18 protein-coding genes are annotated in these 21678 nt (G+C 72.1%); all 18 read right to left on the reverse strand.

Features of this window, described 5'->3' with window-relative positions:
• On the reverse strand, window positions 1-188 hold a 188-nt coding region (locus IE142_RS10775), incomplete at its 3' end, for an alkaline phosphatase family protein (protein ID WP_191885525.1).
• A complete protein-coding gene (gene eboE / locus IE142_RS10780) occupies window positions 185-1390 on the reverse strand; it encodes a metabolite traffic protein EboE (protein ID WP_191885526.1) in 1206 nt (401 codons plus the stop codon). The genes IE142_RS10775 and eboE, both read right to left, overlap by 4 nt.
• Before the next feature lie 3 nt (window positions 1391-1393).
• Window positions 1394-2242, reverse strand: coding sequence for a TatD family hydrolase (locus tag IE142_RS10785; protein ID WP_191885527.1), 849 nt, complete (start codon window positions 2240-2242; stop codon window positions 1394-1396).
• Window positions 2242-2883, reverse strand: a complete 642-nt coding sequence (locus tag IE142_RS10790; RefSeq protein ID WP_191885857.1) for an EboA domain-containing protein — start codon at window positions 2881-2883, stop codon at window positions 2242-2244. Before IE142_RS10790 ends, IE142_RS10785 begins: the two co-directional genes overlap by 1 nt.
• A 287-nt stretch (window positions 2884-3170) precedes the next feature.
• Entirely contained in the window at window positions 3171-4151 is a 981-nt protein-coding gene (locus IE142_RS10795) for a sugar phosphate isomerase/epimerase family protein (RefSeq protein ID WP_191885528.1), read from the reverse strand.
• Window positions 4148-5227, reverse strand: coding sequence for an SCO3242 family prenyltransferase (locus IE142_RS10800; RefSeq protein ID WP_191885529.1), 1080 nt, complete (start codon window positions 5225-5227; stop codon window positions 4148-4150). The genes IE142_RS10795 and IE142_RS10800 overlap by 4 nt, the downstream gene beginning before the upstream one ends.
• Entirely contained in the window at window positions 5224-6519 is a 1296-nt protein-coding gene (locus tag IE142_RS10805) for an inositol-3-phosphate synthase (RefSeq protein WP_191885530.1), read from the reverse strand. The genes IE142_RS10800 and IE142_RS10805 overlap by 4 nt, the downstream gene beginning before the upstream one ends.
• A gap of 210 nt (window positions 6520-6729) precedes the next feature.
• On the reverse strand, window positions 6730-10434 hold the full coding sequence (locus IE142_RS10810; RefSeq protein WP_191885531.1) for a ThuA domain-containing protein: 3705 nt from the start codon (window positions 10432-10434) through the stop codon (window positions 6730-6732).
• A gap of 293 nt (window positions 10435-10727) precedes the next feature.
• Window positions 10728-11726 carry a sugar phosphate isomerase/epimerase family protein gene (locus IE142_RS10815; RefSeq protein ID WP_191885532.1) on the reverse strand — a complete coding sequence of 333 codons (999 nt, stop codon included), beginning with the start codon at window positions 11724-11726 and terminating at the stop codon, window positions 10728-10730.
• Window positions 11727-11742: 16 nt separating this feature from the next.
• Window positions 11743-13038 (reverse strand): Gfo/Idh/MocA family protein, encoded by a 1296-nt coding sequence (locus IE142_RS10820; protein ID WP_191885533.1) that lies wholly within the window; start codon window positions 13036-13038, stop codon window positions 11743-11745.
• A gap of 85 nt (window positions 13039-13123) precedes the next feature.
• Window positions 13124-14167: a substrate-binding domain-containing protein gene (locus IE142_RS10825; RefSeq protein ID WP_191885534.1), complete on the reverse strand. Its 1044-nt coding sequence runs from the start codon at window positions 14165-14167 to the stop codon at window positions 13124-13126.
• A 17-nt stretch (window positions 14168-14184) separates the two neighbouring features.
• A complete protein-coding gene (locus IE142_RS10830; RefSeq protein ID WP_043377800.1) occupies window positions 14185-15204 on the reverse strand; it encodes an ABC transporter permease in 1020 nt (339 codons plus the stop codon).
• Window positions 15201-16718: a sugar ABC transporter ATP-binding protein gene (locus IE142_RS10835; RefSeq protein WP_191885535.1), complete on the reverse strand. Its 1518-nt coding sequence runs from the start codon at window positions 16716-16718 to the stop codon at window positions 15201-15203. The genes IE142_RS10830 and IE142_RS10835 overlap by 4 nt, the downstream gene beginning before the upstream one ends.
• A 143-nt stretch (window positions 16719-16861) precedes the next feature.
• Window positions 16862-18043, reverse strand: coding sequence for an ROK family transcriptional regulator (locus IE142_RS10840; protein WP_191885536.1), 1182 nt, complete (start codon window positions 18041-18043; stop codon window positions 16862-16864).
• Between the two features lie 260 nt (window positions 18044-18303).
• Window positions 18304-18981, reverse strand: coding sequence for a GntR family transcriptional regulator (locus tag IE142_RS10845; protein WP_191885537.1), 678 nt, complete (start codon window positions 18979-18981; stop codon window positions 18304-18306).
• A gap of 125 nt (window positions 18982-19106) precedes the next feature.
• Entirely contained in the window at window positions 19107-20057 is a 951-nt protein-coding gene (locus IE142_RS10850) for a beta-ketoacyl-ACP synthase III (protein WP_191885538.1), read from the reverse strand.
• 138 nt (window positions 20058-20195) lie between these two features.
• Window positions 20196-20339 (reverse strand): MFS transporter small subunit, encoded by a 144-nt coding sequence (locus tag IE142_RS10855; RefSeq protein WP_167343782.1) that lies wholly within the window; start codon window positions 20337-20339, stop codon window positions 20196-20198.
• Window positions 20308-21648 (reverse strand): OFA family MFS transporter, encoded by a 1341-nt coding sequence (locus tag IE142_RS10860; RefSeq protein WP_191885539.1) that lies wholly within the window; start codon window positions 21646-21648, stop codon window positions 20308-20310. Before IE142_RS10860 ends, IE142_RS10855 begins: the two co-directional genes overlap by 32 nt.
• Between the last annotated feature and the right edge of the window lie 30 nt (window positions 21649-21678).

The following is a 21678-nucleotide window of genomic DNA, read 5'->3' on the forward strand; positions in this document are numbered from 1 at the left end:
GACTGGGCGGCGCAGGTGACGGCGGGCAGGACGGTGCCCAGGGGTGCGCGGGAGCCGGACCGGCCGAGCTGCTTGAGGTGGGGCATGTGGTCGAGGAGACGGGGGGTGAGGCCGACGACGTCCAAAACCAGGAGGGGCGTCGGTCCCCCGGAGGGGGCCGGTGCGCCCAAGGAGGTGGTTCGGATCATGGCAATTCCTTCAAACCGAGGTCGGTCAGCAGATCGCGGGCGAGGGTGAGCTCGGCGGCGATGCCGTCGGTGAGCTGGGCGCGGGCGCGGGGCCGCAGCTCGGGCGGAAGGGCCTGCCAGGTGTAGGTCTCGACCTCCAGATGGCGGGTGAGCGGGTGCGGGCCGCCGACGAGGCGGGTCAGCGCGGTCTTGAGCACGGCGAGGGTGGAGGTGAGGGGCGCGGCGGGGGCCGCGTGCAGGGGGACGTGGAAGTGGGCACGCCAGGGCGCGGTGTCGGGAAGGGAACCGGTGTCGGCCAGGGCCTCGTCGAGGTCGTCGGTGCCGTGCAGGGCGGCGGTGGCCGTCGTGGCCGCGGTGGCTGGGTCCGTCGGGGCGACGGTGCGGGTCTGGTGCAGGAAGCGGGGTTCGGCGAAGGCGGCGAGGGCGTCGCGTACTTCGGGGTGAGAAGGGTGTTCGGCGTGCAGGGCGGCGGAGAGCTGGGACTTGACGACGGGGACGCGGGCCGCGGTCAGGGCGTCCAGGGCGGTGTGCGGGTCTTCGAAGGAGGTGGCGAGGTGGCAGGTGTCGACGCAGACGCCGATGCGGTCGTGGGCTATCGCGGTCAGCGGTGCGATGGCGTCGCGGGTGGTCTCCACGACGCAGCCGGGTTCGGGTTCCAGGCCGATGCGGATGGAGCGACCGGTCAGCTCGTGGAGGGCGTCGAGCCGTTCGGCGAGGGTGACCAGGGCGGTACGGGCTTTGTCGGCGCGGGTCTCGTCGTAGGCCGTGCGCCAGGCGAGCGGCAGGGTGGAGATGGTGCCGTCCGTGACGTCGTCGGGCAGCAGCCCGGCGAGGACGCGGGCCAGGGAGGTAGTGTGCTCCAGGCGTTCGGGGTCGGCCCAGTCCGGCTTGTAGACGCGGTACTTGACCTGTTCGGCGCCGAAGCCCTCGTAGGGGAAGCCGTTGAGGGTGACGACCTCCAGACCGCGCCGGTCGAGTTCGGTGCGCAGCCCGCGCAGCGCGGAGGGGTCGGTGACCAGGGCGTGGGCGGCGTCCCTGGCCAGCCACAGCCCGATGCCGAGGCGGTCGCGGCCGAGGCGGCGGCGGACCGGCTCGCAGTGGTCGCGGAGCTGGGCGAGGACGCCGTCGAGGGTTTCGGCGGGGTGGACGTTGGTGCAGTAGGCGAGGTGGACGGTGGAGCCGTCGGGGTGCCGGAAGCGCATGGCTCACTCACCGCCGCGCAGGATGGAGTTGCCCTCGTGCGTGGCGTCCTGGAAGGTGACGTCCAGGCTCAGGCGTCCGCTGAGGCCGTAGAAGGCGACGGGGTTGCGCCACAGTACGCGGTCCACGTCGTCCTCGCCGAAGCCCTCGTCGAGCATCAGGTCGCCGACCTTGCGGGTCTTGAGCGGGTCGCTCTTCCCCCAGTCGGCGGCGGAGTTCACCAGGACCCGCTCGGGGCCGTACTCGCGCAGCAGTGCGACCATGCGGGCCTCGTCCATCTTGGTGTCCGGATAGACGGAGAAGCCGAGCCAGGCGCCGCTGTCCTTGGCCTCCTTGACGGTGGTCTCGTTGAGGTGGTCGACCAGCACCCGGTCGGTGGGCAGCGCGGACTCGCGGACCACGTCCAGGGTGCGGCGCAGGCCGGCGAGTTTGTCGCGGTGCGGGGTGTGCACGAGGGCGGGCAGGCCGTGGTCGGCGGCGAGCTGGAGCTGGGCGGCCAGGGCGGTGTCCTCGGCGGGGGTCATCGAGTCGTAGCCGATCTCACCGACGGCCACGACGCGGTCCTTGACGAGATAGCGGGGCAGTTCGTCGAGGACGGGGGCGCACCGCGGGTCGTTCGCCTCCTTGGGGTTGAGGGCGATCGTGCAGTGGTGGGCGATGCCGTACTGGGCTGCGCGGAAGGGTTCCCAGCCGAGCAGGGCGTCGAAGTAGTCGCGGAAGGAGTCGGGAGAGGTACGGGGCTGACCCAGCCAGAAGGAGGGTTCGACGACGGCGCGGACGCCGGCGGCGTGCATGGCCTCGTAGTCGTCGGTGGTGCGGGAGGTCATGTGGATGTGTGGGTCGAAGATGCGCATCAGGACTCCTTGCCGTGGGGGTCGACCGGGCCGGCAGCGGGAGGCTCGGACCCGGTCAGGGCCAGGACGCGGTGGAGGTCTTCGGGGACGGGGCGGCCCGCGGCGGTGCGTTCGGCGGCGTAGTCGGCGAGCATGCGGGCGAGTTCCGCGTCGCCTGCGGCCCGTCGGCCGAGGTCCGCCACGCGGTCGACGGGGACGCCGGTGAACAGGCACTTCAGTACGGCGTGCCGCCACTGGTGCGCGTCGAGGTGCCGGGCGGCGTACGGGCCGAGGGCGGCGGCGACCAGCCGGGTGTCGTTGGCGCGCAGGGCGTCCTCGACGAGCGGGATGGCGTCCGGGCCGGGCACGAGGTGGGGCAGCGCGTGGAGGACGGCGCGGCGTTCGTCGGCGGTGCCCTGGGAGTAGACGCGGGTCAGGGCGTCGGTGCCGGCGCGTGCGGCGTGCAGGACGAGGACGCGTGCGGCGTCGGCGTGGGCGGGGCCGCAGCGGCGTCCGGCTTCGGCCAGGCGCAGCTCCCACACCGAGACGGAACCGTGGGTGCCGGGGTGGGCGGCGGCCTCGTCCAGGGCCTGGTCCAGCCAGGCGCGGGCGGCTCCGCCGAGTTCGGCGGTGAGGGCGGCGCGCAGGTCGGCGGGCGGCAGGTGGGCGGGGGTGGTGCCCGGGAGGTTCTGCCCTGCACGGGTGCCGTCCGGGGTCCGGGGGCCGTCGGTGGCCGGGGTGCCCTCCGTGGTGCGGGTTCTGGCCCCGGTCGAGGTGCCCTCCGTAGCCCGGGTGCTGACCCCGGTCGAGGCGCGCTCCGCCCGGCTGCCGTTGCCGGACGAGGTGTCCTCCGTGACTCGGGGGCCGTCCCCGCCCGAGGGTGCCCCCGTGGCCCGGATGCCGTCCGTGGACGGTGTTTCGGGTGTGCCGTGGGTGGCGTGCGGCTGCGTCATGGGTGTGGCTCCCTTCCATAGGTGGCGGAGGGCTCGCCCGAGCGGTTCGTGCGGGGTGCCGCCGCCGCGGCCCGGCGGAGGAACGGGAGGGAGCGTTCGGCGAAGTGGGGGCCCGCGTGGGAGTGGCGGGGAAGTTCGACGACGGTCAGGCCCTGGTAGCCGGTGGCGGCGAGGGCCTCGAGGACGGGTGGGAAGTCGATCTCGCCGTCACCGAAGGGGAGGTGTTCGTGGACACCGCGGCGCATGTCCTCGATCTGCACGTGACGCAGCCAAGGGGCGGCGGCGCGTACGCAGTCGGCGGGAGGCAGTGGTTCGAGGCACTGGCAGTGGCCGATGTCGAGGGTGAGGCCGAGGTTCTCGGGGTCACCGAGGGTGCGCCGCAGCCGGTGGAAGCCGTCGAGGTCGCCCAGGAGGTGACCCGGCTCGGGCTCCACCGCGAGCGGCACACCGGCGGCCGCGGCGGCGTCCAGGACCGGGGCCAGGGCTTCCGCCAGGCGCTTCCAGGCCGTCTCCTCGTCCGTTCCGGGCGGAGTGACGCCGCTGAAGCAGTGCACGGCGTGGGCACCGAGGTCGGCGGCGACGCGGACGGCCTTCAGCAGCAGGTCGGCGCGGCGGGCCCGGTCGCCGGCGTCGGGGTCGAGGAGCGATGGGCCGTGTTTGCGGCGCGGGTCGAGGACGTAGCGGGCACCGGTCTCCACGGTGACGCCGAGCCCGAGCTCGGCCAGCCGGTGCGCGACCCGTCGGGTACGGGCGGCCAGGTCGGGAGCGAGCGGGTCGAGGTGCATGTGGTCGAGGGTCAGGCCGACGCCGTCGTAACCGAGGTCGGCGAGGAGGGCGAGGGCGTCGTCGAGACGGAGGTCGGCGAGACCGTTGGTGCCGTAGCCGAAGCGGAGGGAGGGTACGCGTTCGCCGTCCCTGTGTGTGCGCGGGTCGGGGGCCGCCTGCCCGTGCGGTGGCTGATGGGTGTGCGGGCTCACGTGATGCTCACCTTCCTCATGGCTGCCCTCTTCGCGAACATCCGCCCGGCCGGTGCCAGGGCGGCGACCAGCAGGGACGTGACGGGCGCGCCGGAGCGGGCGGCGAGCGCCGCCTGGAGCGGGACGGTGGCCCGGACGCCACCGCCTACGGCCCGTTGGACGAGTGGGGGTGAGGGGTTGAGCGTGGCGTGGAAGTAGGGGCGGGCGGCCGTGGCGGCGTAGGCGGCGCCCAGGACGGTGGTGAGGGCGCCGGTGGGCCCGGGTGGCTGCCCGGCCGGGTTGGAGCCCGGCAGGCCGGGGGCGGCTGCAGCCCGCCGGCCTGCCGGGAGTCGGATGCGACCTGCGGTGACCAGCCGCGTCAGCGCGCCCGTCGTCGCCAAGGCGGCCAGCGGGGCGAGGACCGAACCGCCGGTGGTCTCCCGGCGGGACACGGCGGTGACCGCGAGGGTGTGGCTGCCGAGCAGCGCGGCGGAGGGCAGTGCGGCCCGGGTGCCGCCACCGGTGGCGGCCGCCCCCAGGAGCAGGTCCAGTCCGCGGGCCGCCGCCATGGCCGCCGGTCCGGCGGGCGTGTGCTTCAGGGCGAGGTCGTAGGCCCAGACGGTCGCCGCCAGGGGCGCGGCCACCGCGAGGGCAGGGCGTCCCGCGCCGGCGGCCAGAGCCAGTCCGGCGCCGGTGAGGGCACCGGCCGCCGTGAGGGCCGCCGCCGGGCGGATGCGGCCGGACGGAAGCGGGCGGTGCGGACGCTCCACGGCGTCCTCGGCACGGTCGGCCCAGTCGTTCAGGGCCATACCGGCCTCGTACAGGCACAGGGAGGAACCGATGGCGAGCAGCGTGCGGGGGCCGGGCCGCGCACCGGCCGCCGCCGCGCCGGCCAGGGCGTCGCCCGGCACGGTGAACAGGGCGGGCAGGCGCAACAGTTCGGCCCAGGCGCCCGCGCGGCCGGAGCGGGGGCCGGAAGCGCGCGGTACGGAGCCGCAGGAGGCCGTCGGAGCGACGGCCCCGGAAGCCGAGCGCTGCTCCGGCGCGGGCGGGCCCGCCTCGGCCGCGGCCCGTGCCGCGGCGGCCGTGCGGCTCAACGCTGCCTCCCGTGCTCGTCGGCACCCTGTCGGGCCCCACCGGCTACGCCGCGGTCGGCCGCGCCCCCGCCGGCGGCGTCCCGGTGCGCCTCGGTGTCGACGGCGAAGCCATCCGGGGCCCCATCGTCCCCCTGGACGCCCGAGCCGTCCCGCAACCGCCCGGCGAAGCGTTTCAGCTCGGCGTACTGCTCGGCCAATGACGACGGTCCCTCCCCGACCGGGTCCTTGAAGTAGAAGCCCAGTTCGCTCAGGGGACCGGACAGGCCCCGCTGCTGGGCGCGGGCGGCCAGACGGGCCAGGTCGAGGACGAGCGGGGCGGCGAGCGCCGAGTCGCAGCCCTGCCAGGTGGTCTGGAGGATCATGCGGGCGCCCAGGAAGCCGTCGAAGGCGATGTGGTCCCAGGCGGTTTTCCAGTCGCCGAGCGAAGGCACGTCGTCGATGTGGACCTCACCTTCGGGCACGGTGCCGAGAGTGTCGGCGAGGACGCGTTCCTTGCCGGCGTTCTTGGCGGCGGCGGCCGCGGGGTCGGCGAGGGCGGCTCCGTCGCCGCCGCCCAGCAGGTTTGTGCCGGACCAGGCGCGCACGGCGAGGGCGCGTTGCAGGAACATCGGGCCGAGCACGGAGCGCAGCAGGGTCTGCCCGGTCTTGCCGTCGCGGCCCGCGTACGGCAGGCCCGAGGCCTCGGCGAGGGGCGCCAGCGCCGGGTGGTGCAGGCCCGTGGAGGGGGTGAAGTTGACGTAGGGGCAGCCGGCCCGCAGGGCGGCCGCCGCGTAGAGGGAACTGGGCGGCAGCGAGCCGTCGGTCGGCGCGGGCTCGGTCGAGGCGACGTTCACCACGACGGCACCCGCGAGGCCCTGGCGGCGCACGAAGGCGCGGATGTCGGCGGCGAACACGTCGATCCACTCGTCGTCGGTGCGGTCCGGACCGTCGTCCGTGTCACGGGGCTGGGGGCCGCCGGGCCGGATCTCGCGGTCGGCGGCGACGAGTTCGGCGTGCACGGCGGACGGCAGCCCGTGCGGCAGGACGCCGTCGGCGGCGAGGTGCTCGGCACGCTTGGGCAGCGGACAGTCGAGGGTGTCGTGGCCGCCGAAGACGAGGGACGACAGCGACGGCAGACCGCACGAGGCGAAGTCGGGGGTCTCGGTGACCACGCCGGTCGGTGGGTGGAGCCCGGCCCCGACGGCGGCGCAGCCCGCGATCGCGGTCGTGGCCACGGAGCCGCGCGCCCCGATGAGCCAGACGCCGAAGCGCGGGTCCGTGGAGGGGACGGGCAGGGACGGTTCGGCGGACATGGGCAGCCTCCTTGTCGTACGCGAACCGGACGCGAGTGCCGGAAGAGGGGGTGCCGGGTGCGTTGGCCCCGGCGGGACGGCGGGCGGAGGTCCGGCGTCCTCCGCCCGCCGCCGTTCCGGTTGCCCCGGAGGGGCGGGTCACCCCGGGGGCAGGACGCCCCCAGGGGGTCAAGCAGTCCTGGGGTCAGGCGCCCCAGGGGTCAGGCGCCCCTAGGAGGGCAGTTCCTTCAGCTGGATGTTGCGGAAGGAGACATGGTCGTCGGCTCCGTGGTTCTGGAGGCCGATGTGGCCGTCGGTCAGGCTCCGCTCGGGGTCCTTGTTGGTGAAGTCGTTGATCTTGACTCCGTTGAGGAACACCTGGAGACGCTCGCCCTGGACTTTGATCTCGTAGGAGTTCCACTGGCCGGGCGGCCGCAGGACCTGGTCACGGGCCTTGATGTTCGCCGACTTGAAGGAGTAGACGGAGCCCGTGGTGCGGTCCGGCGCGTCCGTGGCGTCGATCTGGATCTCGTAGCCCTTGTTCACGGCGGACCAGGGGTCGTCGGAGGCGGGGAAGCCCACGAAGATCCCGGAGTTGTCATCACCCTGCATCTTCCAGTCGAGCTTCAGGGAGTACGACTTCAGCTCCTTGGCCTGGTACCAGAGCAGCCCCATGCCGCCCTCGGACTCCATGGTGCCGTCCTTGACGACGAACTTGCCGGGGCCGGCCTGCTTCCAGCCGTCCAGGGTCTCGCCGTTGAAGATGTCCCGGTAGCCCTTGCTCGGCTTGCAGTCCGCCTTGACCTGACCGGTCGCGTACCGCATGCCACCGAGCAGGTGGGCGCGGAAGGCCTCGTCCGCGTAGGACTCCTTGGTGTGACCGCCGCCGGTGTAGAAGGAGCGGCCGCCGCCGTAGTTCTGGCACCAGGCGATCGGGTGGTCGCCCTTCATGTTCCCGCCGTCGTAGGTGGTCTCGTCGAGGGTGGCGAGGACCTTGGCCTGCTCACGCGGGTTGATGCGGTAGTTGTACCACTCGTCGGTGCGCTCCCAGGTGTCGCCGAGGTGCGCGGTGGACGGGTGGTCGTGGTCGTGGACGCGCACCGTGGCCTTCTGAATGGCCGGGTGCGAGTCGAAGTAGGCGCCGACGAGGCCGCCGTAGAACTCCCAGTCGTACTCGGTGTCGGCGGCGGCGTGGATGCCCATGTAGCCGCCACCGTTCGCGACGTAGTTCTCGAACGCCTTCTGCTGGTCGGTGTTCAGGACGTCACCGGTGGTGGACAGGAAGGCGACCGCGTCGTACTTGGCGAGGTTGGCCGTGGTGAACTGTCCGGCCTCCTCGGTCGCGGTGACGGAGATGCCGGCCGGGGTGCCGAGCTCCTTCAGGGCGGCGATGCCTTCCGGGATGGAGTCGTGGCGGAAGCCGGCCGTCCTGGAGAAGACCAGGACCTTCTTTCCGGCCTTGAACGGCTCCTTGGAAAACTCGAAGTCGTCCACGTCGTAGAGCGCGCCGTCGCCGCCCCGGAAGACCAGGTAGATCTCCGAGGTGCGCTTGGGCAGCGACCTCAGCGGCACGTCGACGTCCTGGAACTTCTCCCAGCCGCCGGTCGGCGGGATGTACGCGGAGCCGTGCAGCCTGCCCGTGGGCGAGCCGGTGCGCAGCTCGATGAACCCGCCCGCGCCGCCGGAGGAGGCCCGGACGGTCAGCTTCTTCTGCCCGTCGAACTTGTAGGGGCTGAAGGAGATCCAGTCGCCGTCGTGGATGTCGCCGACGGTCTTGCCGCCGTTGGCGCCGCTCTTGTCGATGACCGAGACGCCCTGCTGGGTGCCGAAGTGCTCGGCCTGGCGGTGCGGCGGCTGGATCACGGAGCGCGCAGTGCCGGTCAGAGCCTCCTGGCCGTTGGCCCCACCGTCCGTGTAACTGGCCCCGACGACGCCGTAGATGTTGGCGTTGGGATCGTGACCGCCGTCGCCCGGCGGAGGGTTGAGGGTGCCCTCACAGCCCATCTCGCTGGTCAGTTCGTGGGCGTGGGAGTCGTGGCCGAGGCTGTAGACGACCTTGACCTCGGAGCAGTCGACGGTCTCGTCCGGGTCGGTGACGGTCACCTTGAAGGGAACGGGTTCGCCCATTGGTGCCAGACTGCCGTTGCCCGGGACCTCGATCTTCACCTTGGGCTCGGTGTTGCCGACCACGATCCGGACGCCGGCGTTGCCGGTGTTGCCCTCGGGGTCCTCGGCGGTGAAGGTCGCGGTGTAGGTGCCGACCTTCTTGTACGTGTGGGTGGGGGTCAGGCCCTCGCCCTCGGTGCCGTCGCCGAAGTCCCAGCTGTAGGCGAGGTCGGGTGAGTCGGCGTCCTTGGCGGTGGCGCTGAACTTGACCTTCAGGCCGGCCGCACCGGACGTCCTGTCGGCGCTGACTTCGGCGATCGGGGAGAAGCCGTCCTCGGCGTTCTCGATCCGGTACAGCGCGGAGTTCTCGTCGCCCTGGAACCAGGAGACGCCGTAGTCCAGGACGTAGAGCGCGCCGTCAGGGCCGAACTCCATGTCCATGATCTGGGTGCCGGTCCACGGGAAGTCGTTGATCTTCGCGACGGTTCCGTCGGCGTTCTGCTCGATCCGCTTGATCCAGCGACGGCCGAACTCGCCCGCGAAGAAGTCGCCGTCGAACTCTTCGGGGAACTTCACGGAGGAGTCGAGCTCGGGGTCGTAGCGGTAGACCGGGCCGGCCATCGGGGACTCGGAGCCGCTGCCGAACTCGGGCACGCTGCCGCCGTCGTACGGGATCCAGGCGGGCTGGGCGGGCGGCAGGTCGACCAGGCCGGTGTTGTGCGGCGAGGTGTTCTTCGGGGCGGCGCAGTCGAACTTGTCGCCGGAGGCGCCGGTGGCGAAGTCGTAGTCGACGTAGGCGTCGTTGGCGCCGGTGCAGAACGGCCAGCCGAAGTTGGCGGGCTCGGTGACCTTGGCGAACTCGACCTGTCCCGCCGGTCCGCGGTTCGGGTCGGCGGAGCCGGCGTCGGGCCCGTAGTCGCCGACGTAGATCGTTCCGGTCCTGTCGTCGACGCTCATCCGGAACGGGTTGCGGAAGCCCATCGCGTAGATCTCGGGACGGGTCTTGTCGGTGCCCGGCGGGAAGAGGTTGCCCTCCGGGACGGTGTACGAGCCGTCCTCGGCGACCTTGATGCGCAGGATCTTGCCGCGCAGGTCGTTGGTGTTGCCGGAGCTGCGGCGGGCGTCGAAGGCCGGGTTGCGGTTCTCCCGCTCGTCGATCGGCGTGTAGCCGTCGGAGGCGAAGGGGTTGGTGTCGTCGCCGGTGGACAGGTAGAGGTTGCCCTCGGCGTCGAAGTCGATGTCGCCGCCGACGTGGCAGCAGGTGCCGCGGGAGGCCGCGACGTCCAGGACCTTCTTCTCGCTGGCCATGTCCAGCGTGCCGTTGGGGTTGAGGACGAAGCGGGAGAGGCGGTTGACGCCGTCGAACTTCTCGAAGTCCTCGGCGGTGCCGGTCTCGGGGGCGTCGCCCGCGGGGGTGTCGAGCGGCGGGGCGTAGTAGAGGTAGATCGCCCGGTTGTTCTCGAAGTCCGGGTCGATGCCTACGCCCTGCAGGCCCTCCTCGTCGTGGCTGTAGACGTCGAGCTTGCCGGCGACCTTGGTGACGCCGCCCTGGTCGGTGAGGCGCAGGGTGCCGTCGCGCGAGGTGTGCAGGACGCTGCGGTCGGGGAGCACGGCCAGCGACATCGGCTCGCCCGTCTCGGGCTCGCCCTTGGCGAGCGGTACCTGCTGGAACTGCCCCTCGGCGGCGACCGGTTCGTCCGCCGCCGGCTGGGCCCCGGCTACGGTCGCCGGGGTGCCCACGGTCAGCATCAGGCCGATGGCCAGGGCGAGGGCGGTGCGGAGTCCGGGACGCCCCGTGGGGTGGGTGCCTTTGGGTCTGCTTCTGTGCACGAAGTCCCTCCGGGAACGGAATGGGCCGTAGGGGATGGTGCGGGTACGTGCGGTACGTGCATGAGGAGACGTGCGGTGCGGGCGCCGGGGTGCGCTGTCACCCCGGAGGCGTGAGTGTCCTGAACACTTCAGCGACGGTAGCCCCGTTCGTCCTGGGCCAACACCCCTGGGACCCGCAATAGTTGAACTTCATCCCATCACAGGACAAAGCGGCATCCGGGCAGGTCGGGACCGGAGGCCGGCGTACCGTCCCGGCCCCGGCCCCCGTCCCGACCTGCTGCCGGGGGCGTGGGTCAGCTGTTGAAAGCGGCGTCGAAGGAGGCGCTGGGCGGCTCGAAGTCGAAGGCCTTGAGGCGGGTGAGGGCCTCGGGGGCGCCCTGGAGCCGGTCCATGCCTGCGTCCTCCCACTCGACGGAGACGGGACCCTGGTAGTCGATGGAGCGCAGCATGCGGAAGACGTCCTCCCAGGGGACGTCTCCGTGGCCGGCCGACACGAAGTCCCAGCCGCGGCGCGGGTCGCCCCACGGCAGGTGGGAGCCGAGCCGTCCGTTGCGGCCGTCGAGGCGCCTGCGGGCCTCCTTGCAGTCGACGTGGTAGATCCGGTCCCGGAAGTCCCACAGGAACCCGACCGGGTCGAGGTCCTGCCACACGAAGTGCGAGGGGTCGAAGTTGAGGCCGAAGGCCGGCCGGTGGTCCACCGCAGCCAGGGCCCGCTGGGTGGTCCAGTAGTCGTAGGCGATCTCGCTGGGGTGGACCTCGTGGGCGAAACGCACGCCCTCCGCGTCGAAGACGTCGAGGATCGGGTTCCAGCGGTCCGCGAAGTCCTGGTAGCCGCGTTCGATCATGGACTCCGGGGCGGGCGGGAACATGGCCACCAGGTGCCAGATGGCCGAGCCGGTGAAGCCGATGACGGTGTCGACGCCGAAGCGTGCGGCGGCCCGCGCGGTGTCCTTGATCTCGGCCGCGGCCCGCTGGCGTACGCCCTCCGCGTCGCCGTCCCCCCAGATCCGGGCGGGCAGGATGGCCTCGTGGCGTTCGTCGATGATGGCGTCGCACACCGCCTGGCCGACGAGGTGGTTGGAGATCGCCCAGCACTTCAGCCCGTACTTGTCGAGCAGCTGGTGGCGCGAGTCCACGTACGAGGGATCGGCGAGTGCCTTGTCGACCTCGAAGTGGTCGCCCCAGCAAGCGAGTTCCAGCCCGTCGTAGCCGAAGTCGCGGGCAAGTCGGCAGACCTCCTCCAGTGGCAGGTCCGCCCACTGGCCGGTGAAGAGAGTGAAGTTGCGTGGCATGTCGCTGCCGGCCTCCTCAGAGGGCGTCGGGGGCGATGGGGGTGATCGGGGTGTAGACGGAGTTCTTCTCGGCGCTCTCCTCCACCGCCGCCAGCACGCGCTGGACCTGGAGCCCGTCGGCGAAGGACGGTTCGGGCCGGCGGCCCTCGGCGACTGCGTGGACGAGGTCGCGCGCCTGGTGGACGAAGGTGTGCTCGTAGCCGAGGCCGTGGCCCGGCGGCCACCAGGCGTCCAGGTAGGGGTGTTCGGGTTCGGTGACGAGGATGCGGCGGAAGCCGGCGTGCTCCCCCGGCTCCGTACCGTCGTGGTACTCCAGCTCGTTGAGCCGTTCCAGGTCGAAGGCGAGCGAGCCGTGCTCCCCGTTGAGTTCGATGCGCAGGGCGTTCTTGCGGCCGGTGGCGTACCGGGTGGCCTCGAAGGAGACCAGGGCGCCGGAGGTGAGGCGGCCGGTGAAGACGGCGGCGTCGTCCACGGTGACCTGGCCCGTGGTGCCGTCCGACGAGCCCGCCGTCAGGCCCCGGGCGGCTCCCTCGGGCAGCGGACGCTCCCGTACGAAGGTCTCGGTGAGCGCGGAGACGCCCGCGATCCGCTCCCCCGTCAGGTACTGCGCGAGGTCGACGATGTGGGCGCCCAGGTCGCCGAGGGCTCCCGAGCCGGCCAGTTCCTTGCGCAGCCGCCAGGTCAACGGGGCCTTGGGGTCCACCAGCCAGTCCTGGAGGTACGTCACCCGCACGTGCCGCAGCCGGCCGACGCGGCCCTCGGCGACCATCCGGCGGGCCAGGGCGGTGGCCGGTACCCGGCGGTAGTTGAAGCCGACCATCGCGATCTGGCCGCGTGCGTCCGCCTCCTGGGCGGCCCGGGTCATCGCCTCGGCCTCGGCGACGGAGTTGGCCAGCGGCTTCTCGCACAGGACGTGCTTGCCCGCGGCGAGGGCGGCCAGTGCGATCTCGGCGTGGCTGTCACCGGGGGTGCAGATGTCGACGAGGTCGATGTCGTCCCGTTCGACCAGGGTCCGCCAGTCGGTCTCGGTGCTCGCCCAGCCGTGGCGGTCGGCCGCCGCGCGGACGGCGTCGGCGTCCCGGCCGCAGATGGCCGCCGGCACCGGGTTCAGCGGCAGGTCGAAGACCCGGCCGGCGGTGCGCCAGCCCTGGGAATGTGCGGCGCCCATGAAGGCATAGCCGACCATGCCGACGCGCAACGGCGGTCTGGTCGCGGATGCCCCCGTCACCCCGGTCCCGGTCCCGTTGCCGGTTCCGCTCCCGGCGGCCGGCCGGTGCTCCCCGGCCCCCTCGGGCTGCTGCGGCTGTCCCATGCGGATGTCCTCCTCGTCGTCGTGGCGCGGTGGGGGGTGGGCCCCGCCCCGGTCGGCTGGTCGGGCCGCTCCGGGGCGGCGGCCCTCACTTGAAGCCCGTGGACATGTACTGGTCGACGTTCCCCTTGTCGACGACGGCCGAGTAGCAGGTGACGGTCGAGGGGATCTCGAACTCGGCGAGACCGCTGATCCCCTTGCCCTGGCCGAGGGCGCGGGCGAGGTCGATCGCGGAGGCGGCCATGGTCGGCGGGTAGAGCACGGTCGCCTTCAGCACGCCGCTGTCCGCCTTGATCGCCTGGAAGGCGGTAAGCGCTCCCGCGCCGCCGACCATCAGGAAGTCGTCGCGCCCGGCCTGCTCGATGGCGCGCAGCGCGCCCACGCCCTGGTCGTCGTCGTGGTTCCACAGGGCGTCGAACTGGGACTGGGCCTGGAGCAGCTGCGACATCTTGGCCTGGCCCGACTCGACCGTGAACTCGGCGGCCTGGCGGGCCACCTTCTGGATGTTCGGGTAGTTCTTCAGGCCGTCGTCGAATCCCTTGGTGCGTTGCTGGGTGAGCTCCAGGTTGTCCAGCCCGGCCAGCTCGATGACCTTGGCGCCCTGCTTGTCCTTGAGCTTCTCGCCTATGTAGTGGGCGGCGTTGAGGCCCATGCCGTAGTTGTCGCCGCCGACCCAGCAGCGGTAGGCCTGCGGGCTGTTGAAGATGCGGTCGAGGTTGACGACCGGGATGCCGGCGCGCATCGCCTTCAGCCCGACCTGGGTGAGGGCCTTGCCGTCGGCGGGCAGGACGACCAGGACGTCGACCTTCTTGTTGATGAGGGTCTCGATCTGGCCGATCTGCTGGGCGGTGTCGTTGGAACCCTCGGTGACCTCCAGGGTGACGTCCGAGTACTTCTCGGCACGCTTCTGGGCCTGGTCGTTGACGGCGTTGAGCCAGCCGTGGTCGGCCTGCGGTCCGGCGTAGCCGATGGTGACCGGCTTGCCCGGCTTGTCGTCGGCGGCCGGCTGCGTGTCCGCGGCCTTGTCGCCGCCGTCGTCGGTCTCGTTGCTCGTGCACCCGGTGAGGACGGCACCGGCGGACACGGCGGCGGCTCCGAAGAGCAGCCCTCTGCGGCTCGTGAGGTTCGTCATGGCGGTGGACCCTTTCCTCAGTGCGTGCTTGCGGTACGGCGCTGGACCAGCACGGCGGCGACGATGATCGCGCCCTTGGCGATCTGCTGCACGTCGGTCTGCAGGTTGTTCAGGGCGAAGATGTTGGTGATGGTGGTGAAGATCAGGACCCCGAGCACGGAGCCGACGATGGTGCCCCGGCCGCCGGTGAGCAGGGTGCCGCCGATGATCGCCGCGGCGATGGCGTCGAGTTCGTAGAGGTTGCCGTTGGTGTTCTGGCCGGAGCCGGCCAGGACGATCAGCAGGAAGGCGGCGATGCCGCAGCACAGCCCGGACAGCAGGTAGAGGTAGAGCCGCTGGCGGCGGACGTCGATGCCGGCGAGGCGGGCGGCCTCCGCGTTGCCGCCGACGGCGACGGTGCGGCGTCCGAAGGTGGTCCGGTTGAGCACCAGCCAGCCGATGACGGTGACGGCCGCGAAGACCAGGACCAGGGGCGGGATGCCGAGGATGTAGGAGTCGCGTTCGCCGAGGTCCAGGACGCTGGGCACGGTGACGACCTGGGTGCGGCCGTCGGTGATCTGGAGCGCGAGGCCGCGGGCCGAGGCCAGCATGGCCAGGGTGGCGATGAACGGGACCATCTGGCCGAAGGCTATGAGCACCCCGTTGACCAGTCCGCAGCCCACTCCCACCACGATCGCCGTGAAGAGGATGCCGGCGAAACCGAATTCCTGGGTGGCGACGGTGGTCGCCCACACGGACGCCAGGGCGACGATGGCGCCCACCGACAGGTCGATGCCCCCGGAGATGATCACGAAGGTCATGCCGACGGTGACGACGCCGATCACGGACGCCTGGGTCAGCACCAGCTGGAGGTTGCGGGTGTCGAGGAACGAGTCGGGCTGGGTGATGCCGCCGATGAGGACCAGTGCGGCGAGCACGCCGAGCAGGGTGAGGGTGCGGACGTCGGCGCGGCCCAACTGGACCCGCCAGGCGGGCGGCCCGTCCACCGGTGCCGCCTTGCCGGTGCCGTCCCGCGGCGGGGACACGTGCTGCGTCATGACGCCGGGCTTCCTTCCATCACGAGGTCGAGTACGCGGTGTTCGTCGAGTTCGCGGGCGGGGGCCTCGTGCACGACCCGGCCCTCGCGCAGCACCAGCACGCGGTCGGCGAGGCCGAGCACCTCGGGCACCTCGCTGGAGACCAGCAGCACGGCGAGGCCCTCGTCGGCGAGGCGGCGGATGACCGCGTACAGCTCGGCGCGGGCGCCGACGTCGACGCCGCGGGTGGGTTCGTCGAGGAGCAGTACCTTGCAGCCGCGCAGCAGCCAGCGGGCCAGGACCGCCTTCTGCTGGTTGCCGCCGGACAGGGTGCGCACGGGCGCGGAGGGGTTGTCGGGCCGCAGGGACAGCTCGCGGGTCGCCGCGCGGGCCGCCTCCAGTTCGGCGCCCCGGTCGAGCCAGCCGCCGCGCGAGAAGCGGGACATGGCGGAGACCGACACGTTGCGGGTGACGGACTCCAGCATCAGCAGGGCCTGCGCCTTGCGCTCCTCGGGGGCGAGTCCGAGTCCGGCGCGGACGGCGGCGCGGACACTGCCCGGCCTGAGCGGGCGTCCTTCGACGAGCACCTGGCCCGTACTCGCCCTGCGGGCCCCGTAGATCGTCTCCAGGATCTCGGAGCGGCCGGAGCCGACGAGTCCGGCGAGGCCGACGATCTCCCCGGGGCGGACCTCCAGGTCGAGGGTGTCGAACTCGCCCTGGCGGGAGAGCCCCTTGACGCTCAGCACGGGCTCACCCTCGGGTGGCGCGGCCGGCCGCTGCGGGAAGACGTATTCGACGTTGCGCCCGGTCATCAGCGCCACCACGTCGCGGGTGGGCGTCGACTCGGCGGGCAGCCCGCCGGCGACGGCACGGCCGTCCTTGAGGACGGTGACCCGGTCGCCGATGCGGCGGATCTCCTCCAGGCGGTGCGAGATGTAGACGACGGCGACGCCTTCGGCGGTGAGGTCGGCGACGATGCGGAAGAGGTTGTCGACCTCGTCCGGGTCGAGCGCGGCGGACGGCTCGTCCATCACGATCAGCCGTACCTCGTGCGACAGCGCCCGCGCCATGGACACGATCTGCTGCTGGGCCGCCGACAGCTCCCCGACCAGCCGTCCGGGGTCGACTTCGGGGTGCCCGAGCCGCTTGAGGAGCTGGGCCGTCGACTCCTTGGCCGCCCTGCCCCGGACGACGAAGCCGCCGGCGGTCGGCTCGTGTCCCAGGTGGACGTTCTCGGCGACCGACATGTGTTCCACCAGGTCGAGTTCCTGGTAGATCGTGGCGATGCCGAGGCGCATGGCGGCGATGGGCGAGCGCAGGGTGACGTCCTCGCCGCGCCAGCGGATGGTGCCGGTGTCGGGCTGGTGGGCACCGGCCAGCACCTTGATGAGGGTGGACTTGCCGGCGCCGTTCTGGCCGAGCAGGCAGTGCACCTCGCCCGCCTGGACGTCGAGGTCGACGCCGTCCAGGGCCCGGACTCCGGGGAAGGACTTGGTGATGCCGGACATGCTGAGCAGCGGTGGTTCTGGTGCCATGTGAGGTCCCCTCGGCGGGCATGCGGGCCGGTGTCAGGGCAGAGCAGGGCAGGGCTGTGCGGGACTGGGCTATACAGAACAGGGCATATCTGGGTAGAGCGCTGTGCCGGGTGACGCTGTGGGCCCGTGAAGGCGGACGGTGCCTACGCGGGTGAGAACAGGTGGTCGCTGATCAGCCGGGCTCCGCCGATGACTCCGGCGGTGGGGCCCAGCTCCCCCAGGACGATGGGCAGGTTGCCGGTCGCCAGCGGCAGCGACTGGCGGTAGACCTGGGTGCGGATCGCGGCGAGCAGGTTGTGGCCGAGGCCGGTCACCCCGCCGCCGATCACCACCAGGCCCGGGTTGAAGAAGCTGACCAGACCGGCGATGACCTGGCCGGTGCTCCGGCCGCCCTCGCGGATCAGGTCGAGTGCGGTGGCGTCGCCCGCGGCGGCCGCGGCGGCGACGTCGGCGGCGCTGAGGCCCCCGTTCGCCTCCAGCCGGCCCGCGAGTTCGGCCGACAGGCCCTGCTGGGCGGCCTCCGTGGCGTCGCGGGCCAGGGCCGCGCCGCTGAAGTGGGCCTCCAGGCAGCCCCGGTTGCCGCAGGCGCACGGGCGCCCGTCGGCCACGGCCTGGATGTGCCCGATGTCGCCCGCGCTGCCCGTCGTACCGCGGTAGACCTCACCGCCGACGACGATGCCGCAGCCGATGCCGGTACCGATCTTGACGACGAGGAAGTCGTGCACGGTGCGGGCGACGCCCGCGTGCTGCTCCCCCAGCGCCATCAGGTTCACGTCGTTGTCGACCATGACCGGGCAGCCGAGTTCCTGGCTGAGTGCCTCCCGCACGGGGAAGCCGTCCCAGCCCGGCATGATCGGCGGAGCCACCGGCACACCCTCGGGGAAGCGGACCGGCCCCGGGACGCCGATGCCGGCGCCGTCGAAGCCCTCCGCGAGCCCCGAGGCACGCAACTTGGCGGCCATGGACAGTACTTGCTCGAAGACCGCGACCGGTCCCTCGCGTACGTCCATGGGTTGGTTGATGTGCCCGAGGATCTCCAGCTCGGCGTTGGTGACGGCGACGTCGACCGAGGTCGCGCCGATGTCGACGCCGAGGAACCGCAGTTCGGGATTGAGACGGACGTTGTGGCTGCGCCGTCCGCCGCGCGAGGCGGCGAGTCCGTCGGCCACGACGAGCCCCGTCTCCAGCAGCCGGTCCACCTCGACGGCCAGCTTCGACCGGGAGAGGTCGACCTGGTCGCCGAGCTGGGCGCGGGAGTTGGGACCCCCGTCGCGCAGCAGCTGGAGCAGTCGGGCCTGATGGGTGTTGGCGGGACGTGCGGTCATGCGTCTCACGTGCCCCTCCCCGCCTCGATCGGCCTTGAGTGTGCCGGTTGCCGGTCACGTTCCTTGGCTTGCTTTCGGAGGGAACGTAGCAGCGGGCGCCCGGTGTGGGAAGAAGTCACACACGAATTGCTGCGAACTTTCCCCTCTGAGTGGACAAAGGTGTGCGGCAAGCGCGTCGGCCGGGGATGCGGAGAGGCCGCCCGGCCATCGCGCCGGGCGGCCCCTGAACAGCCACTGACCTCGCGTTCTCCGTGCGACCCCTACGACTCGCCGCGCGCGTGGTACGAACGCCGGGTGTGTTCGGTGTGCTCACGCATCAGCCGGGTCGCCGCCTGCTCGTCCCGGTCGGTGATGGCGGCGATCAGCCGGCGGTGCTCGATCCAGGACTGCCGGCCGCGCTGCCGGGCGACGGGCGTGTAGTACCAGCGGACCCGGCGGTCGACCTGCGCGGCGAGTTCGGCGAGGACGGCGTTGCCGGCCAACTCCATGACCTTCGCGTGGAAGCGGGCGTTGGCGGAGACGGCGGCGTCCACGTCGTCCGCCGCGACGGCACCCTCACCCTCCTCGCACAGCTCCTCCAGGGCGGCCACTCCCGCACTCGACGCGTTGGCCGCGGCGAGTCGGGCGGCCTCGGCCTCCAGCAGCGTACGGACCGTCAGCAGCTGGTCGGCCTCCTCCTCCGTCGGCTCGTGCACGAAGGCGCCCTGCGCGGGGCGCAGATCGACCCAGCCCTCGGTGTTGAGCCGCTGCAGCGCCTCCCGTACGGGCTGCCTGGAGACCCCGAGGTGACCGGCGAGTTCGCTTTCGACGAGGTGCTGGCCGGGCCGGAGGGCCCGGGTCGTGATGAGTTCCAGCAGCGCCTCGTAGACGCGGTCGCGCAGTGGGCCGGGCCGTTCGAGTCTGGGCACCGCGCCCTGCGGCAGTCCTGCGGACAACATCGGTCCCCCTCGGAAGCGGTACGACGAGCACGACGAGTACACCGAGATCGATTGTGTTTCGTCTACAGTCTACGGCGCACAGGGCCCGGCGATGAGGGTGAGGCACGCCACATCGCGGCTCCGGTTCAGGGGCAGCGGATGACCTGTCCGGCGTAGGAGAGGTTGCCGCCGAAGCCGAAGAGCAGCACCGGGTCACCGGTGGTGATCTCGCCCCGCTCCACCAGTTTCGAGAGTGCGAGGGGGATGCTCGCCGCCGAGGTGTTGCCGGATTCCACGACATCGCGGGCGACGACGGCGTTCACGGCGCCGATCTTCGCGGCGAGGGGTTCGATGATGCGCAGGTTGGCCTGGTGCAGGACGACCGCGGCGAGGTCGGCGGGGGCGAGTCCGGACCGTTCGCAGGCCTGGCGGGCGATGGCGGGAAGCTTGGTGGTCGCCCAGCGGTAGACGCTCTGGCCCTCCTGCGCGAACCTCGGCGGGGTGCCCTCGATGCGGACCGCGTTGCCCATCTCGGGCACCGACCCCCACAGCACGGGCCCGATCCCGGCGTCCTCACCCGGCGCGCACGCCTCCACGACGGCCGCCCCCGCCCCGTCGCCGACCAGCACGCAGGTGGTGCGGTCGGACCAGTCGGTCACCTCGGACATCTTGTCCGCGCCGATGACCAGCGCCCGGCTCGACGAGCCGGCCCGCACGGCGTGGTCGGCGGTGGCCAGAGCGTGCGTGAAGCCGGCGCAGACGACGTTGACGTCCAGCGCGGCGGGCCCGGGGATGCCGAGGCGGGCGGCGACGCGGGCGGCGGTGTTCGGGGAGCGGTCGATCGCGGTGGAGGTGGCGACCACGACCATGTCCACGTCGGCGGGGGTCGCCCCGGCCGACGCGAGCGCCTTGGCGGCGGCGTGGCCGGCCAGCTCGTCGACCGGCTCGTCGGGGCCCGCGATACGGCGGGAACGAATGCCGACGCGGCTCCTGATCCACTCGTCGCTGGTGTCGACCATGCCCGCCAGGTCCTCGTTGGTGAGGACACCGGCGGGCTGGTAGTGGCCGACGGCGGTGATCCGGGAGCCGTGGTGCATGGGTGGAGTCCTCGCTTGCCTCGGGTACGGGATCCACCAGTGTGATCAGTGACCGACGGGTACGACGGCAGGTGAAGCGACAGGAAACCGGCGTCCGCCTTGTCGGCTTCGGTCAGCACCCCGGGCGCCCTCCACGCGTCACCCGGTGAACAGCTGGGTCGCCTTGCGGACGAGTTCGTACAGCCCGTAGGCGAGCGGAGCGCCCACCCACAGCCAGGTGAAGGCGATCAGTGGCCGCCGGGAGGGCGGGTCAGGCGGACTCTGGCTGCTGTCGTGGGACATCGGTGGCCTCCTTCCGGGCCGGCGCGGCGGGCAGGTGGTGGCGGGGATGGACGGGACGGACGAGTTCGTTGGCGACGAAGCCGACGACGAGCAGCCCGATCATGATGACGAAGGACGTTCCGTACAGGGCGGAGCCGTGCTTCCCGGCCTCCTCCTGCCGGTCGGCGATCCAGTTCACGATCAGCGGCCCGAGGACGCCGGCCGTGGACCAGGCGGTGAGCAGCCGGCCGTGGATCGCCCCCACCTGGTAGGTGCCGAAGAGGTCCTTGAGGTAGGCGGGGACCGTGGCGAAGCCGCCGCCGTAGAAGGAGAGGACGACGAGGGCGCACAGGACGAACAGTGGCTTGGAGGAGTCGCCGAACATGGCGATGAGCGCATACATCAGCGCGCCGACGCCGAGGTAGACGCGGTAGATGTTCTTGCGTCCGATCAGGTCGGAGGTCGAGGACCAGCCGATCCGGCCCGCCATGTTGGCCGCGGACAGCAGCGCCACGAACCCGGCGGCGGCCGTCACGGACACCGGTGTGGAGGTGTCGGCGAAGAAGTCGGTGATCATCGGCGCGGCCTTCTCCAGGATGCCGATGCCGGCCGTGACGTTCATGCAGAGCACCACCCAGAGCAGCCAGAACTGCGGCGTGCGCATGGCTCCGCGCGCCGGGACCTGGACGCCTTCGAGGGCGGCCGGGCCGCCGTCCGCCCGTTCCCTGGGGCGCGGCACCCGCACCAGCAGCACGCCCAGCAGCATGAAGACGGCGTACGCGAGTCCGTGCACGAGGAAGGCGAGGGCGATCCCGGAGCTGTCGGTGCCGAACGACTTCAGCATCTGCGCCGACCAGGGCGAGGCGATGAGCGCGCCGCCGCCGAAGCCCATGATGGCGATGCCGGTGGCCATGCCGGGCCGGTCCGGGAACCACTTGATGAGCGTCGAGACCGGTGAGATGTAGCCGATGCCGAGGCCGATCCCGCCGACGAAGCCGTAGCCGAGGACGATCAGCCAGTACTGCTCCACCGCCGCGCCGAGCGCGGAGAGCAGGAAACCGGACGAGAAGCAGACCAGGGCGACGGTCATCGCCCAGCGCGGCCCGTGCCGTTCCACGAGGGTGCCGCCGAAGGCCGCGGACAGCCCGAGCATGACGATCCCGAGCTGGAACGGGAGCGCGCTCTGCGTGCCGCTGAGGCCGAGGGCGGACTCCAGGGGCGGTTTGAACACGGACCAGGCGTACGCCTGGCCGATGGAGAGGTGGACGGAGAGTGCGGCGGGGGGAACGAGCCAGCGGCTCCAGCCCGGGGGTGCGACGGGGGGACTCATGATTTCCCAACCGTAGGGACGCGCGGGGCG

It is taken from the genome of Streptomyces mutabilis (genome assembly GCF_014649815.1).
Taxonomy (GTDB): domain Bacteria; phylum Actinomycetota; class Actinomycetes; order Streptomycetales; family Streptomycetaceae; genus Streptomyces; species Streptomyces mutabilis.

Coding starts and splice junctions, on each gene's coding strand:
- eboE (WP_191885526.1), bottom strand. CDS start 1,390: ATGCGCTTCCGGCACCCCGACGGCTCCACCGTCCACCTCGCCTACTGC.
- IE142_RS10785 (WP_191885527.1), bottom strand. CDS start 2,242: ATGCGCATCTTCGACCCACACATCCACATGACCTCCCGCACCACCGAC.
- IE142_RS10805 (WP_191885530.1), bottom strand. CDS start 6,519: ATGTCCGCCGAACCGTCCCTGCCCGTCCCCTCCACGGACCCGCGCTTC.
- IE142_RS10815 (WP_191885532.1), bottom strand. CDS start 11,726: ATGCCACGCAACTTCACTCTCTTCACCGGCCAGTGGGCGGACCTGCCA.
- IE142_RS10820 (WP_191885533.1), bottom strand. CDS start 13,038: ATGGGACAGCCGCAGCAGCCCGAGGGGGCCGGGGAGCACCGGCCGGCC.
- IE142_RS10825 (WP_191885534.1), bottom strand. CDS start 14,167: ATGACGAACCTCACGAGCCGCAGAGGGCTGCTCTTCGGAGCCGCCGCC.
- IE142_RS10830 (WP_043377800.1), bottom strand. CDS start 15,204: ATGACGCAGCACGTGTCCCCGCCGCGGGACGGCACCGGCAAGGCGGCA.
- IE142_RS10835 (WP_191885535.1), bottom strand. CDS start 16,718: ATGGCACCAGAACCACCGCTGCTCAGCATGTCCGGCATCACCAAGTCC.
- IE142_RS10840 (WP_191885536.1), bottom strand. CDS start 18,043: ATGACCGCACGTCCCGCCAACACCCATCAGGCCCGACTGCTCCAGCTG.
- IE142_RS10845 (WP_191885537.1), bottom strand. CDS start 18,981: ATGTTGTCCGCAGGACTGCCGCAGGGCGCGGTGCCCAGACTCGAACGG.
- IE142_RS10850 (WP_191885538.1), bottom strand. CDS start 20,057: ATGCACCACGGCTCCCGGATCACCGCCGTCGGCCACTACCAGCCCGCC.
- IE142_RS10855 (WP_167343782.1), bottom strand. CDS start 20,339: ATGTCCCACGACAGCAGCCAGAGTCCGCCTGACCCGCCCTCCCGGCGG.
- IE142_RS10860 (WP_191885539.1), bottom strand. CDS start 21,648: ATGAGTCCCCCCGTCGCACCCCCGGGCTGGAGCCGCTGGCTCGTTCCC.